The following is a 14,916-nucleotide window of genomic DNA, read 5'->3' on the forward strand; positions in this document are numbered from 1 at the left end:
GTGGGCGTCGCTCACTCTGCTGCTGTGTCTGTCAGGAAACGCCCGCGCGGAAGATGTGTATCTTTCCGTCGCAGATTTTATGGCGCAGCAGTTTGCGGCTGTGCCAGCGCCGGCCATGCTTTGGCTGGATGAGACGCAGCGCCAGCAGGCGGTTGCGCTCAGCAAGGAAGACCCGGGGTTCCGCCAGCGTTACTGGTCAGATGGAACAACCAGTGCCTGGGTGCTGAACGTCATCGGGCGGGATCACCCCATTACCCTTGGTATTAGTGTTAAAGACGGTAGAATCGCTTCTTTGCGCGTGTTGATTTATCGCGAATCCCGGGGCTGGGAAGTGCGGCATGCCTTCTTCACCCGGCAGTTCGATCAGGCGCAACTGGAAAACGGCAAACTGGACCGTTCCATCGATGGCATTACCGGTGCGACCTTGTCGGTGGATGCCTTGCAGCGTGCGGCCCGGTTGGCTCTGTGGCTGGATCAGCAGCTTACGCCGTAGCGGTTGCTGCGCATTAACGGGTTTTTTGAATACCGAGGCCGTCATGAACCAACGCAAACCGACCCGGCAGTGGCGCCGCTGGCATCGCTGGTTGGGGTTGGCCGTGGCGCTGCCCGTGCTGGTGCTGTCTGTCACCGGCGTCCTGCTCAATCATATCGACTCCTTTGGCTGGTCGTCCCGGCCGCTGCCGCCGCTGCTGGCTCGCTGGTACGGTGCGCCGGTGCCAAAGTCCGTGTCGGGTATCGCCCTGGATCACCGCTGGTATGCCCAGGCCAATGACAGCCTGTTTATTGACGGGGAAAAGAGCCTCTATTGTCGGGCGCCGTTGCGTGGCGTGGTGCAGGATAACGGCTGGACGGTGGTCGGCTGTGCTGACGCACTGTTGCTGCTGGATGCTCAGGGCCAGCAGGTGGAACGCATGGGGCCGGCCTATGGGGTGCCGGCATTCAGTGCCATGGGGCGCAATGATCAGGGGCTGGTGCTGAAAACCGAGCAGGGGTTGAGCCAGTACGATGTGGATCAGCTGGCCAGTGTGACGTTGCCGGATGATGCCGCCTGGACGCCTTCTCGCCAGCAGTCGCTGCCTGACACCATGAAGCAGCGCATTGTGGCGCAGAGTGTGCCGCCGTCACTGAATTGGCAGCGCTTGTTGCTGGATCTGCATGCAGGGCGCTTGTTTGGCCTGGCCGGGCAGCTGGTCATGGATTTGGCGGCGCTGGTGCTGGTGATCCTGGCGCTGACGGGGACCGTGATCTGGAGCCGGTCCCGCCGTTGAATTGGCGGTGTTTTGCGCAAAGTATTCACATTCGTGCCAAACAACCAGGTCAACCTGTTGAAAGCCGGGGAGGAATCCCCATGATTGTGCGTAGCAGCACTCAGCGGCCCCATGCAGTATTGCTGCGGGCGTTGTATGATCGCTGCTCCACAGGATTTCAAGCGGCCAGAGCGAGCGCTTTGCTCTGGCTATACCGTAAGAATGGAAACAATGGAGAGAAACAATGGGCGTTCTGGTAGGTAAACCTGCACCGGATTTTACTGTTCCTGCTGTACTGGGCGATGGCAGCATCGTTGACGAGTTCACCCTGTCCGAAGCCATCAAGGGCAAGTATGGCCTGGTGTTCTTCTACCCGCTGGACTTCACCTTTGTGTGCCCGTCCGAGCTGATCGCTCTGGACCACCGCATGGACGCGTTCAAAGAGCGCAACGTGGAAGTGATCGGTGTTTCCATCGACAGCCACTTTACCCACAACGCATGGCGCAACACCCCGGTTAACGATGGCGGTATCGGCCCGGTGAAATACACTCTGGCTGCTGACATGAACCACGGTATTGCCCAGTCCTACGACGTTGAGTCTGAAGGCGGTATGGCCTTCCGCGGCGTGTTCCTGATCGACCAGAACGGTGTGGTGCGCAGCCAGATCGTTAACGATCTGCCGCTGGGCCGTAACATGGACGAGCTGATTCGTCTGGTTGACGCCCTGCAGTTCCACGAAGAGCACGGCGAAGTGTGCCCGGCGGGCTGGCAGAAAGGTGATTCCGGTATGAAGGACACCCCGGACGGTGTGGCCGAGTACCTGTCTGGTAATGCAGACAAGCTGTAATAGAAAGCAGCACAAAAAAAGGGGCGCTAGAAATAGCGCCCCTTTTTTTTGTGCTTCATGCGGCATGCAACACGCGGGCACGCGGTGGTTTTAGCGTGTGGCGTGCCTGCGTGGAGCGTGTTGCGGCTAATTCAATCCAGCGCTTTCGCCAGGGTTGGCGGGATGGTTTTTGCTGGTGGTGGTGGCCAGCCGCCCAGGGTCTTGAAGCGGTTGACCATGGAACAGAACAGCTCGGCGGTGCGGGTGGCGTCATACAGCGCGGAGTGGGCTTCGCGCTGGCTGAAGCGGATACCCGCGGCTTCGCAGGCTTTGGCCAGCACCGTTTGCCCGTACACCAGTCCGGCCAATGTGGCGGTATCGAAACTGGAGAAGGGGTGAAACGGGCTGCGTTTGATATCGGCCCGGTCGGTGGCGGCGTTCAGAAAGCCCTGGTCAAAGAAGCTGTTGTGCCCAACCAGTACGGCGCGGCTGCAACCGTGTTGCTTCACGGCCTTGCGTATGGGCTCGAATACCCCTTTCAAGGCGGTTTCTTCCGAGACGGCGCCGCGTAGCGGGTTGCTCGGGTCGATACCGGTGAAATCCAGTGCCGCCTGTTCCAGGTTGGCCCCGGGGAACGGGTCCACATGGAACTGGATGCGGGTGGACGGGCGCAGGTTGCCCTGGGCGTCCATTTCTATCAGGACGGCGGCGATTTCCAGCAGCGCGTCGGTCTGGGAATTGAATCCCCCGGTTTCCACGTCAATGACTACCGGCAAAAAGCCGCGGAAACGTAGCGCCAGGCTGGGATGCTGATCGCTCATGATCACTCCATCAAACACAAAGACCCCGCAGAAACCGCAAGCGCAGCTGCGAGCGGGGCTTATGCTACCGGAATCCCCACCCCGGCAACAGGCGAAACCGGGCCCGGCGCTGCCTGGAGGTGACGTGCAAGGGGGCGGACGGGTACAATACGCCCCCTCGATATGCCCCACGATTCATCGGGGGCCGGCCCACGCGCTGCCGGTCGCCCATTTGCGGAGTCTTTCAATGTCCAAGATCAACAAGGTGGTACTGGCTTATTCCGGTGGCCTGGATACTTCAGTTATCGTCAAATGGCTGCAGGATACCTATGACTGTGAAGTGGTGACATTCACCGCCGATATCGGCCAGGGGGAAGAAGTGGAGCCGGCCCGCGCCAAGGCAGAAGCCATGGGCGTGAAAGAGATCTACATTGAAGACCTGCGCGAAGAGTTTGTGCGTGATTATGTATTCCCCATGTTCCGTGCCAATGCCATCTACGAAGGCGAGTATCTGCTGGGCACCTCCATTGCGCGCCCGCTGATCGCCAAGCGCTTGGTGGAAATTGCTGAAGAAACCGGTGCCGATGCCATTTCCCACGGCGCCACCGGTAAAGGTAACGACCAGGTGCGCTTCGAGCTGGGCGCCTACGCCCTGGCCCCGGGCATTCAGGTGATTGCGCCGTGGCGTGAGTGGGACCTGAATTCCCGCGAAAAGCTGATGGCGTACTGCGAAGAGCGCAATATCCCGGTGGATTTCTCCAGCAAGAAGAAGAAATCCCCGTACTCCATGGATGCCAACTTGCTGCACATCTCCTACGAGGGCGGCAACCTGGAAGATCCGTGGTGGGAAGCGGAAGAAGACATGTGGCGCTGGAGCGTGAGCCCGGAAGCCGCGCCGGATCAGCCCACCTACATCACGTTGGGCTTCGAAAAGGGCGACATCGTCTCCATCGACGGTGATGCGCTGAGCCCGGCGCAGGTGCTGGAAAAGCTGAACAAGCTGGGTGGCGATAACGGCATTGGCCGCCTGGATATCGTGGAAAACCGTTATGTGGGTATGAAGTCCCGTGGTTGCTACGAAACACCGGGGGGCACCATCATGCTGCCGGCCCACCGTGCCATTGAGTCCCTGACTCTGGATCGTGAGTCCGCGCACCTGAAAGACTCCGTCATGCCCAAGTACGCCGAGCTGCTGTACAACGGTTACTGGTGGAGCCCGGAGCGCCTGGCCCTGCAGAAGCTGATCGATGCCACCCAGGAACACGTGAACGGCGAAGTTCGCCTGAAGCTCTACAAGGGCAGCGTGACCGTGGTAGGCCGTCGTTCCGACAACGACAGCCTGTTCGATGCGTCCATCGCCACCTTTGAAGACGATGCCGGCGCCTACGACCAGAAAGATGCGGAAGGCTTTATCAAGCTCAACGCGCTGCGCCTGCGTATTGCCGCCAAGACGGGCCGCAAGTTGGGTTAAAGAGACGCCGCACGCGTCACGCAGCACGCAACACGGAAACCGCCGCAAGCCTTTGGCTCGCGGCGGTTTTTTTATGTCAGGCGTCAGGCATCGAGTGTCTGGCGTAATACGTTACATAACAACAAGGAAAATACATTTAGATTGTACGATCGTCTCAATTAACCTGTGGGCAGCGATATATCGACAACAACAGGCTCATTTGAGGAATCGCCATGCTGGATCGTCAACCCGTTTCGCCGACCCCATTCTTGCCCCAGACCCTGGGGGCCCTGGCTTTGTGTGCCTCTTTGTTGATGACCGGCTGTGGCGGGGGCGGTAGCAGTTCGGCCCCGGCCGCCGCCCCTTCAGGGGAAGAGTCCGGTCGGGAGGTGTCTGACGAAGAGGTGCCCGACACCGAAACGCCGGAGCCGCCCCCCGAGGTGGAGCCCGCAGGTCCGCGCAAGGTGATTTTCGTGGGTAATAACTGGGAAGGCATGGTCGATGTGATTGATGCCAGCACCTACACGCGGCTGGGGCGCATCAATGGCATACCGGACCAGGCCGAGCGGGAGCAGGCGATTGCCATGAACCCCGTGGATCTGGTGTTTTTCCAGGGCATCCGCGTGTTGATTGGCGAAGGCCATCACCAGTACGTGGATGATATGTACAGCTCCAATGACGGCCGCCTGCTGATCGTCTCCCGCCCCAGCTATGCGGATGTGGCCGCCATTGATATTGCCACCGGTGAGGTGGTCTGGCGTTTTGAGGTCGACGGCTACCGTTCTGATCACATGGCATTGTCTCCGGATGGCACCCAGGTGGCCGTGTCCGCCTCAACCGGCAATGTGGTCCATATTCTCGATGTGGAAACCGGTGAAGAGCAGGGCAAGTTCCCGTCCGGTGACTCGCCCCACGAAAATATCTACTCCGAGGACGGCAAGCGCATTTATCACGCCAGTATCGGTACCGTGTACACCCCGCTGGACAGCGAGCTGCTGGGCGGCGTCACCGATGCCCTGCTGGGCAAGAACCTGCTGGATGCGACCAAGGGGGAGCGGGTGTTTCAGGTAGTGGATGCCGACAGCCTGGAAATTATTAAAACGCTGGATCTGGAAGCCGATCTGGAGGCGGCCGGCCACGGCAACCTGAGCACCGCAGTGCGGCCCATGGCGCACACGGCAGATGAGCGTTATTTCTACTTCCAGCTGTCTTTTCTGCACGGCTTTATCGAGTACGACATGGAAGAGCAGAAAGTGTTGCGTCTGGCCGAGTTGCCGGACCTGACCGGTCCACTGGTGACCCGGGAAACCTATGTGAACGATTCCGCCCACCACGGCATTGCCCTGAGCGCCGACGACAGCACCTTCTGTGTGGCCGGCACCATGAGTGACTATGTGGCGCTGGTGGACCGTGACGATTTCTCCTATGAACTGAAAACCGGTATTGGCGAAAAGCCTTACTGGGTCACTACCAGCAAGGACGGTGACCACTGCTATGTGTCCTGGAGCGGCACCGACCAGATGTCAGTCTTCAACTATGCCAGCGGCCAGGAAGTGGCCCGGGTGGATGTGGGGGATCACCCGCAGCGTATCCGTGAGGGCAGTGTGCCGGAAGCCTGGGTAGACGATCAGGGATCCCTGTTCCTGCCCTGAAGCAGGCGGTGTCTCACAAGCGAACCGTTGAAAGCCGGTTGTTCTTTGCAATGAGGAACCGCTCACCGGCCGTCATTCAGGGCAGGGTTTCATGTGCCAGGGCTGGCCGCGTGGCCAACCTTAGCCGCTTCTGCATTGGAAGAAAGTGCCAGACCCCATCTGGCACCTTTTTCTCTTTAGTGATCCGGGTCCCGTCGCCTCTGAGCAGGTGAGCACATTCCTGTCTATTCCCTTTTGTTCTGGTTGCATTGTCAGGTGTACGGTCGTGCACTCAATAAAACAATAATACCAAGGGAGAGAGGCATATGTTGCAGATTCTGCATGCAGGGGGCGGTAGCCGGCTGGTTAAGGTGCTGATGCTGATAGTGGCACTGGGCCTGCCGATGCTCGCGTCCGCCAGTTGGTGGAATTGGTGGGATGATGAAGAAGAGACGGGGGGGAGTACGGCGCAAGGCGCGCGCGATGTGATCTTCGTGGGCAACAACTGGGAAGGCATGATTGATGTGATCGACATGGCCAGTCACGAGCGGTTGGGGCGTATCAACGGTATTCCCGATAAGCAAAAGCGGGTGACCCAGATCTATTTGAACCCGGTGACGCTATTGTTCTACGAGGCGATCAAAGTCTTCATTGGCGAAGGCCACCATCAGTACGTGGACGATATGTACAGCAGCAATGATGGCCGCTTGCTGATCGTGTCCCGGCCCAGCTTTGCGGATGTGGTTGCCATCGATATTGCTAGCGGTGATATTGCATGGCGCTTTGCGGTGGAAGGCTATCGCTCCGATCATATGGCCATTTCCCCGGATGGCAGCCAAGTGGCTGTGTCGGCGTCCACAGGCAAGGTCGTGCATATTCTGGATGTGCAAACCGGCACCGAAGTTGGCCAGTTCCCGTCAGGCAATTCCCCGCACGAAAATGTATATTCCGAGGATGGGGAGCGCATTTACCATGCCAGCATTGGTCATGTTTTCCTGCCGCTGGATAGAGACCCCATCAAGTTGAAAGGCGAGCGAGTCTTTCAGGTGGTGGATGCAGCCAGCCTGGACATCCTCAAAAAAATCGACATGAAAGTGAAGCTGGAAGAGGCTGGCCTTGCTAATCTCAGCCCGGCGGTCCGGCCCATGGCCCATACCCCGGACGAGCGCTTTTTCTATTTCCAGCTTTCCTTTCTGCATGGCTTCATCGAATACGACATGCAGGAAGACCGGATTACCCGCCTGGCGGAATTGCCTAACCTTGTGCCGGACATGCCGATTGAAAAGTACGTCAATGATTCGGCCCATCACGGTATCGCCATGAATGATGCCGGGGATACCCTGTGTGTGGCGGGTACCATGAGCGACTATGTGGCTCTGGTGGAGCGTGGCACCTTTGAATACCAGATTCACACCGGGGTGGGCGAGAAACCCTACTGGGTGACCACCAGCCAGGATGGTGAACACTGCTATATTTCCTGGAGCGGCACTGACCAGATGTCAGTGTTCAATTATGCCAGCGGCCAGGAAGTGGCTCGGGTGGATGTGGGGGATCACCCGCAGCGTATCCGTGAGGGCAGTGTGCCGGAAGCCTGGGTAGAGGATCAGGGGTCCCTGTTCCTGCCCTGAGTCGCGATAACAGCAGTGGCGAGTTGCGAGTGTCGAAAGGCAAAACCTCAAAGAGTGAAATCTTCAGGTTCTCGCGACTCGCACCTGATGTCGGGGTAGCCCCCGGCGTGTCCGCTATGAGCGACGGTGACCTGTATATTTTACAGTGTTCCCCTCCGCAAACCCACTTTTTCATTGTCAATCGACCCTTCTCGCACCACACTTCGCCCTGACACGGCAGGCGCTTCCGGCACCTGTGCATTTCCTTGTTGTCAGGAGTTTTTCTAACCATGCGAATCCTGCATACCATGCTGCGTGTGGGTGATCTTGAGGCGTCCGTCGCTTTCTATACCCAGGTGCTGGGGATGACCGAATTGCGGCGCAAGGACTACCCGGAAGGGCGCTTTACCAATGTATTTGTGGGCTACCAGCCGGAATCTGAAGGCGCGGTGCTGGAGCTGACCTGTAACTGGGACCAGTCGTCCTACGATCTGGGTGACGGCTATGGCCATGTGGCTCTGGCCGTGGACGACGTGTACGCTGCTTGTGAGCGTATTCGGGAAAGAGGCGGGCGTATCACCCGCGAACCGGGCCCCATGAAGCACGGCACCACGGTGCTGGCATTCGCGCAGGATCCGGACGGCTATAAAATCGAATTGCTGGGACGCGATTGATGGCATTGAAAGAGTCGCAAGTGACGAACAAGGTCACCGTTGGCTGGCGGGAATGGGCGACGTTGCCTGAACTGGGTATCGACGCCATCAAGATGAAGGTGGATACCGGTGCCCGCACGTCCGCGTTGCACGCCTATCAGGTGGAAACGTTTGAGCGCGATGGCGCCGAGTGGGTGCGTTTTTGCATTCACCCGATCCAGGATCAGGATACTATCCGTGAATGCGAAGCTCCGGTGCTGGATCGCCGTGTGGTCACCGACTCCGGTGGGCACAAGGAAGAGCGCCCGGTGATTCGCACCGAGATTGTGTTGGGCGGGCGTCACTGGCCCATTGAGATTACTCTCACGGACCGTGAGAACATGAAATTCCGCATGCTGCTGGGACGAACCGCCATGGACCTGATTACCGTGGACCCGACAGCGTCATTCCTCCTTGGCGGCACAAAAGAGCAACCATGAAAATTGCGATTCTTTCCCGAAACAAGCGCTTGTACTCCACGCGACGCATGGTCGAAGCCGGCGAAGCAGCGGGCCATGAAATGCATGTGATCGACACCCTGCGCTGTTACATGAGCATGGTGGCTCACAAGCCGGAAATTCACTACAAGGGTGAAGTGCTGGAAGGGTTTGATGCGGTGATTCCGCGTATTGGCGCCTCGATTACCCAGTACGGTACGGCGGTGGTGCGTCAGTTTGAAATGATGGGTGTCTTCCCGATCAATGAATCGGTAGCCATCTCTCGCTCCCGGGACAAGTTGCGTTCGCTGCAGTTGCTCTCGCGCAAAGGCGTTGGGTTGCCCATCACCGGTTTTGCCCACTCCCCGGATGATATTCCCGACCTGATCAACATGGTTCGTGGTGCGCCGCTGGTGATCAAGATGCTGGAAGGCACCCAGGGCATCGGCGTGGTGCTGGCGGAAACCCGCAAGGCGGCGGAATCGGTAATCGAAGCCTTTATGGGGCTGAATGTGTCGGTGATGGTGCAGGAATACATCAAGGAAGCCGGCGGCGCTGATATCCGTTGTTTTGTGGTAGGCGGCAAGGTTATTGCAGCCATGAAACGCCAGGCCGCGCCGGGCGAGTTCCGCTCCAACCTGCATCGGGGTGGCAGTGCCAGCCTGATTCGTATCACCCCGGAAGAGCGCGCCACCGCTGTGCGAGCCGCGCGCATCATGGGGTTGAATGTGGCGGGGGTGGATATCCTGCGTTCGCACCATGGTCCGGTGGTGATGGAAGTGAATTCCTCCCCCGGCCTGGAAGGGATTGAGATGGCCACCAACAAGGATGTGGCTGGCATGATTATCAAGTTCATCGAAAAGGATGCCCGCCCCTACAGAACCCAGACGAAAGGATCCAAAGGCTGATCCTCGCTTCTGTAGGAGCGCCACTTGAGGCGCGAACGCGAAGATGTTGCACCGTAGGGTTATCTTTCATGGGAGGCGCCTACAGTGGATGAAATTTTAGTGCCTGTTTCGGGTGAGAAATGAAAAATCCAAAAGAACCGAAAAACGCTCCCTTTGAAATTGATGGTATTACCGTTCAGCCCGGCTCCCGCACAAAAGTGGAGCTGCCGCTGGCTCAGCTTTATACCCAGACCCCGCTGAATGTGCCTATTCACGTGATCCACGGTCGCAAGCCCGGGCCGGTGTTCATGGTCAGCGCGGCTATCCATGGCGATGAGCTGAACGGCGTGGAAATCATCCGCCGCCTGTTACGCCATTCTGCCCTGAAAAACCTTAGCGGCACGCTGTTGGCGGTGCCGGTGGTGAATGTGTTCGGCTTTATTCACAAATCTCGCTATCTGCCGGACCGTCGGGATCTGAACCGCTGCTTCCCGGGCTCGGAAACCGGCAGCCTGGGCGCGCGCATGGCGTGGCAGTTCAAGACCCAGGTACTGGACCGTGCGACCCACGCGGTGGACCTGCACACCGGCGCCATTCACCGCGATAATCTGCCACAGATTCGTGCCAACCTGTCCAACGACGATACTGGTGCCATGGCCAACGCCTTTGGCGTGCCCGTGGTAATCAACTCGGTGCTGGGCGAGGGCACGCTGCGTGAAGTGGCGGAAGCCCAGGGCATTCCCGTTATCACTTACGAAGCAGGCGAGGCGCTACGTTTTGATGAGTCCTGCATTCGTGCTGGCGTCAAAGGCGTGCTCAACGTGATGCATCATCTGGGCATGACCGGTTCCCGCCGCACCAAGGCACCCGCTGAGCCCTATATCGCTCGCTCCTCCAGCTGGGTGCGTGCCGAGCGTGACGGTGTCTTCCTGTCCCTGGTGGCCCTGGGCGCCTGGATCAAGAAAGGGGATCTCATCGGCCGTATCTCCAGCCCCTTTGGCGGCGATGACATTAATATCCACGCCCCTGCCGCCGGCATTCTGGTCGGCCGCAACAATCTGCCGTTGGTTAACGAAGGCGAAGCCCTCTACCACATCGCCCGTTTCGAGGAGGTGGGGGAAGTGGCGCAGTCGCTGGAAGAGTTCACCCACGATATTGAAGAAGGGCCGACCCTGTCGGGGGAGCCGCCAATCGTATAATCCGGCCCGCAACCTGTTGCAGCTCAGGCAGGCGTCAGGGGGGCGAGTCCCCCTGGCGGTCTGATTGGACGGCGGTTGCCGCTGTCTGCCTTATTCTTGTTTGTGTTTTCCTTATTACTTATTGCCGGGCCGACCTGGTGCCGATCCTTTGCTATACTGCGCCGCGAAATGGATCCCTCGTTGATTAAGCATTTGGAGTGAATAGATGGTCGCTTTGGTCAAGCCGCATGGTGCGGACGCATTAACCCCCCTGTACGTCGCCGATGAAGCTGCCCGCGTTGCCCTGCAGCATGAAGCGGAGTCTCTGCCGTCGGTGGTGATCAGTTCCGCGGCTGCCGCCAATGCGGTGATGATGGGGGCCGGTTATTTCACCCCGCTGTCTGGTTACATGAACAAGGCAGATATGCTGTCAGTGGCCGAAAACCTGACCACTGCCGATGGCCTGTTCTGGCCGGTACCGATCGTCAATATGCTGAAGGATGTCAGCGCGATTGAAGGTGCCAAGCGCATTGCCCTGCGTGACCCCAATGTGGACGGCCAGCCGGTGATTGCGGTGATGGACGTGGCGGCTATCGAAGAAGCCTCTGACGCGGAACTGGAAGCGGTGGCCGAGCAGGTCTTCGCTACCAACGACAAGCAGCACCCGGGCGTGGCGAATTTCCTGGCGGCGGGCAACTTTATCGTTTCCGGTGATATCCAGGTGCTGAGCTATTCCTACTTTGCTGACGACTTCCCCGACACCTTCCGCACCGCCGTTTCCATCCGCAATGAGTTTGTTGAGCGCGGCTGGAGTAATGTGGTTGCTTTCCAGACCCGTAACCCGATGCACCGTGCCCACGAAGAATTGTGTCGCATGGCCCAGGAAGCGCTGAACGCCGATGGCATCCTGATCCACATGTTGCTGGGCAAGCTGAAAGCCGGTGATATTCCGGCCGAAGTGCGTGATGCCTCTATTCGCAAGATGGTAGAAGTGTATTTCCCACCCAATAGCGTGATGATCACCGGGTACGGTTTTGACATGCTGTATGCCGGCCCCCGTGAAGCGGTGCTGCACGCGGTGTTCCGCCAGAACTGTGGTTGCAGCCACTTGATCGTGGGTCGTGACCACGCTGGTGTGGGTGATTATTACGGTGCCTTCGACGCACAAACCATCTTCCAGGAGAAAGTGCCGGCTGACGCTCTGGAGATCAAGATCTTCGAAGCCGACCATACCGCCTACTCCAAGAAGCTCGATCGTGTGGTGATGATGCGTGATGTGCCGGATCACACCAAGGACGATTTTGTTCTGCTGTCAGGCACCAAGGTGCGTGAGATGCTGGGCCAGGGGATTGCCCCGCCGCCGGAATTCTCTCGCCCTGAAGTGGCGCAGATCCTGATGGATTACTACCAGGCGCTGGACGCCGACAAGTAATCAGGGCTGACCTGGGCACGTTCGCTCAGTAGGCATCTAGGCATCAGAAAGATAAACAAAAAAGCCTCTTTTAAGAGGCTTTTTTGTTTTTCGCGGATAAGTGTGAATAACGCGCTACTCGCCGTCTTAAGGGTTTATCGCGAATACCCGGCGCTTTGCCAAACACTTGACGCCGGATGCCTGACGTTAAAACCCCATAGCCTGAGAAGTTGTCGTTATTGCGGTACCTTTTTTGAGGAGTACTTTGAGGGATTGTCAGGACGATTATTTCGGCAATTATCGGGTAAGGAATTTTGCGCAGAGACCATGGCGACCAAGGTTTTCAGGCTTTGAGTGCAAGCGTTCGTCGTCGGGCATCCGGCGTCCAACGCTTGCCAGGACTGGATAATAGGACAAGTTCTGAAGCCGGCTGATCACTCAATTCCGCGATAACCCCTATTCATTGCCGGCAGCCGTTACTGCTGGGGAGCCTGCCCGGTGCACTGGAAGGTCGCGTTCACTGTCCAGCCGATACAGTCACCGTCCTGGGTTTCATTGCTGCAGCTCTGGCTGGGTTTGCCACTGGGAATCGCGCCGCTGTAGCCCCAGCCCTGACATTGCGCGCTGGCTTTTTGCAGGCCTTGTTGCCAGTCCATCTGTGGGTTCTGCATCAGGTTATAGTCGGTGGCCAGGGTCACGGTACCTTCATTCTGGTTCCCGTCAGCAACCCGGATCGGGGAGGCGGCGGTTACGCAGGCGACCAGGGACGCGGCGGCAAGCACGGTCAGAAATCGAATGAACATGATTGGCTCCAATCGGTGAGTAAGCATTATCCACAAAGCCTACGGGTTGATTTGAAGGACTCAAGCGGCAATCTGTAAAGAAAGCAAAAAAGTTACGGTGATGGCGCTGCCGGGGCCGAATCGCTTTCTATCCAGTGGCGACGGTTCCGGTCCGGCTGTTCCCAGTGGAGATTTTTCACTTCATGCATGGGCGTCATGGGACTATGGAAGAACATTACCAGCCGCAGGCCATCGGTAATAAAGGGATCGCCGGTGAGGTTATGGCCGGGGTTGTCGATGTGTTTGGCTTCCATGGCGCGTACATACCCGAACTCGGCCAGCCGTTGTGAAAAAATCATGTCCTGGAGCAGATAGTCCCGGGCCTCATCCACATCCGGGTCGATTTTGTGGGTGGTCAGGGTGGGTGACTTGAAGGTAAAGCGTACACCGATATCCCGACTGATCTGTCCCAGCCAGACCGGTTCGCCGTCGCATAGTAGTGGCGCCCGCCAGAGGCGCAGGTGATTGCGCTGGTGAATATTGCCACGGGCTTTTTGCAACGCCATATCCTGGGGGCGATCCAGGGCATAAAGGGAGCTCACCGGGGAGTAACGGTAGCTGGAACCCATCAGGAAGGATTTGGTGGTTTTCCAGATCGAGCCACCATGGATGCGCTCGGTCAGGTCCCAGCCGCGTTGCACCATGGCGCTGAGCAGCAACTGGCTGTCGCCGACCAGGACGAAATTGATCGGGTCGCCGCTGGCGCTGCTGTCGTCGTTGTGGGTGCAGCAGGGCTGCTCTGCTAGCCAGGTGCGCAGGCCATCGCGATCCACTTCCAGGTGGTCCTGCTCGTTATACAGGGTGGTGATATCGACTTTTTCCACATCGAGTTTGATGCCCGGCACGTCGATGATGAATGACGATTGCCAGCTTTTTCCGCCTCCCAGCAGGTCCACATTGACCACCTTGACGCCAAGATCGCGGTTGGTGAATACAAAGCCGCTGGTGCGCTTGCCGGTTGGCAGGTTGATGGGCATGGCACGGGAAACGAACATGCGGTCCACGGCTTTTTCATCTTCCTTGCCGAACTTTCCCTTCACTTTCCAGGCCACTTCCAGTGGCGAAAAGTATTGCTGGTCGGTGGTGACAGGGAGGTAATACAGCGGCGTTCCGGTGTTGTTGTCCACTTCCAGCCAGACGGCCTGAATGCCGTGTATGCCCAGGGCCACGCCAAAGATGTCGTGGGCATCGCTGTCACTGATGACGCTGGCGCGTACGGTCAGCGCTTGTTCCGCATGTTGCGTGGCGCCTTCGCGCAGAGCGTTGTCATCGACGATGCCGGGTTGAAAACTGCATGCGGCAGTGAAAGCGAAAAGACTGAATAGCAAAGCGAGCCGTTGCATCATTCCCAAACATCCCCTGAACCCGTGAAGCTTGATGTTAACACCGCCATTGGCGGGATGTTGATGATTGACACTGAATCAGTACGCGGCGCGGCTGGGTGCGTGGGGGATATGCAATTGGGCGAGAGGGTGCGGGAGAACGTTGAAGAAAGTTGAGGAAGGTTGAACGTGGTTGAAGGAGGCCGGCGATGCCGGCCCCTTCAATGGAAGATTAAAGCTTCTTGAGCTTTTTCTTCAGTTTCTTCACAACATTTTCTTGCTTGCTGATCTTGGCTTTACTGTTCTTGATGGCTTTTTTCAGCTTTTTCTTCTGAGACATGGTGTGCTCCGTCGTTTATATCGAATACAGGTTTTATCGGTTTCAGTCAGTCGCCGGAAGGCGCTTCCTGATTCTTGATAAAGTCGCGAATAAACCGGCGCACTTCCCTTGCTGCACTGGTATCGAGTTCCTCACAGAGCTCGATAAAGCGCACACGCTCTTCGTCGTTGATTCGGACGATAAGCTGGCTGTTTTTCTTTTTGGCTTTGCTTTTTGCCATTGGTCATCACCATGAAAAATCACGCC

15 protein-coding genes are annotated in these 14,916 nt (G+C 57.9%); 11 read left to right on the top strand and 4 right to left on the bottom strand.

Annotated features, from left to right (window positions below):
- The first annotated feature begins 79 nt into the window (after window positions 1-79).
- The 3 genes from F1529_RS08775 (at window position 80) to F1529_RS08785 (ending at window position 2,094) form a co-directional block, all read left to right on the top strand.
- Complete coding sequence (locus tag F1529_RS08775) at window positions 80-493, top strand: FMN-binding protein (protein WP_155133872.1); 414 nt, start codon at window positions 80-82, stop codon at window positions 491-493.
- 43 nt (window positions 494-536) lie between these two features.
- On the top strand, window positions 537-1,268 hold the full coding sequence (locus F1529_RS08780; RefSeq protein ID WP_196220383.1) for a PepSY-associated TM helix domain-containing protein: 732 nt from the start codon (window positions 537-539) through the stop codon (window positions 1,266-1,268).
- Between the two features lie 223 nt (window positions 1,269-1,491).
- Window positions 1,492-2,094: a peroxiredoxin gene (locus F1529_RS08785; RefSeq protein WP_007148668.1), complete on the top strand. Its 603-nt coding sequence runs from the start codon at window positions 1,492-1,494 to the stop codon at window positions 2,092-2,094.
- Window positions 2,095-2,225: 131 nt separating this feature from the next.
- Here the strand turns inward: F1529_RS08785 and rnt are convergent, their stop codons facing one another.
- On the bottom strand, window positions 2,226-2,894 hold the full coding sequence (gene rnt / locus F1529_RS08790; protein ID WP_039926955.1) for a ribonuclease T: 669 nt from the start codon (window positions 2,892-2,894) through the stop codon (window positions 2,226-2,228).
- A 226-nt stretch (window positions 2,895-3,120) separates the two neighbouring features.
- On the opposite strand from rnt, the gene F1529_RS08795 reads away from it, so the two are divergent.
- The 8 genes from F1529_RS08795 to sat all read left to right on the top strand — a co-directional run bounded on the left by F1529_RS08795 (window position 3,121) and on the right by sat (window position 12,187).
- Entirely contained in the window at window positions 3,121-4,344 is a 1,224-nt protein-coding gene (locus tag F1529_RS08795) for an argininosuccinate synthase (protein WP_007150960.1), read from the top strand.
- 212 nt (window positions 4,345-4,556) lie between these two features.
- Window positions 4,557-5,975 carry a YncE family protein gene (locus F1529_RS08800; RefSeq protein ID WP_155133878.1) on the top strand — a complete coding sequence of 473 codons (1,419 nt, stop codon included), beginning with the start codon at window positions 4,557-4,559 and terminating at the stop codon, window positions 5,973-5,975.
- A 305-nt stretch (window positions 5,976-6,280) separates the two neighbouring features.
- Window positions 6,281-7,582, top strand: a complete 1,302-nt coding sequence (locus F1529_RS08805) for a serine/threonine protein kinase (RefSeq protein ID WP_230457744.1) — start codon at window positions 6,281-6,283, stop codon at window positions 7,580-7,582.
- 269 nt (window positions 7,583-7,851) lie between these two features.
- Complete coding sequence (gloA, locus tag F1529_RS08810; RefSeq protein ID WP_039926957.1) at window positions 7,852-8,235, top strand: lactoylglutathione lyase; 384 nt, start codon at window positions 7,852-7,854, stop codon at window positions 8,233-8,235.
- Window positions 8,235-8,693, top strand: a complete 459-nt coding sequence (locus F1529_RS08815; protein WP_007150043.1) for an ATP-dependent zinc protease — start codon at window positions 8,235-8,237, stop codon at window positions 8,691-8,693. The genes gloA and F1529_RS08815 overlap by 1 nt, the downstream gene beginning before the upstream one ends.
- Complete coding sequence (gene rimK / locus F1529_RS08820) at window positions 8,690-9,598, top strand: 30S ribosomal protein S6--L-glutamate ligase (protein WP_007148982.1); 909 nt, start codon at window positions 8,690-8,692, stop codon at window positions 9,596-9,598. Before F1529_RS08815 ends, rimK begins: the two co-directional genes overlap by 4 nt.
- Before the next feature lie 119 nt (window positions 9,599-9,717).
- Window positions 9,718-10,776, top strand: a complete 1,059-nt coding sequence (locus F1529_RS08825; RefSeq protein WP_155133881.1) for a succinylglutamate desuccinylase/aspartoacylase family protein — start codon at window positions 9,718-9,720, stop codon at window positions 10,774-10,776.
- A gap of 205 nt (window positions 10,777-10,981) precedes the next feature.
- Window positions 10,982-12,187, top strand: a complete 1,206-nt coding sequence (sat, locus tag F1529_RS08830) for a sulfate adenylyltransferase (protein ID WP_155133884.1) — start codon at window positions 10,982-10,984, stop codon at window positions 12,185-12,187.
- Window positions 12,188-12,642: 455 nt separating this feature from the next.
- Here sat and yecR read toward each other — a convergent pair whose 3' ends face one another.
- The 3 genes from yecR to F1529_RS17530 all read right to left on the bottom strand — a co-directional run bounded on the left by yecR (window position 12,643) and on the right by F1529_RS17530 (window position 14,890).
- Complete coding sequence (yecR, locus tag F1529_RS08835) at window positions 12,643-12,969, bottom strand: YecR family lipoprotein (protein ID WP_155133887.1); 327 nt, start codon at window positions 12,967-12,969, stop codon at window positions 12,643-12,645.
- 92 nt (window positions 12,970-13,061) lie between these two features.
- Window positions 13,062-14,354: an LssY C-terminal domain-containing protein gene (locus F1529_RS08840; protein ID WP_155133890.1), complete on the bottom strand. Its 1,293-nt coding sequence runs from the start codon at window positions 14,352-14,354 to the stop codon at window positions 13,062-13,064.
- A 362-nt stretch (window positions 14,355-14,716) separates the two neighbouring features.
- Window positions 14,717-14,890, bottom strand: a complete 174-nt coding sequence (locus F1529_RS17530) for a hypothetical protein (RefSeq protein ID WP_007150661.1) — start codon at window positions 14,888-14,890, stop codon at window positions 14,717-14,719.
- Window positions 14,891-14,916 lie beyond the last annotated feature (26 nt).

The organism is Alcanivorax sp. VBW004 (assembly GCF_009718865.1).
In the GTDB taxonomy this organism is placed as follows: domain Bacteria; phylum Pseudomonadota; class Gammaproteobacteria; order Pseudomonadales; family Alcanivoracaceae; genus Alcanivorax.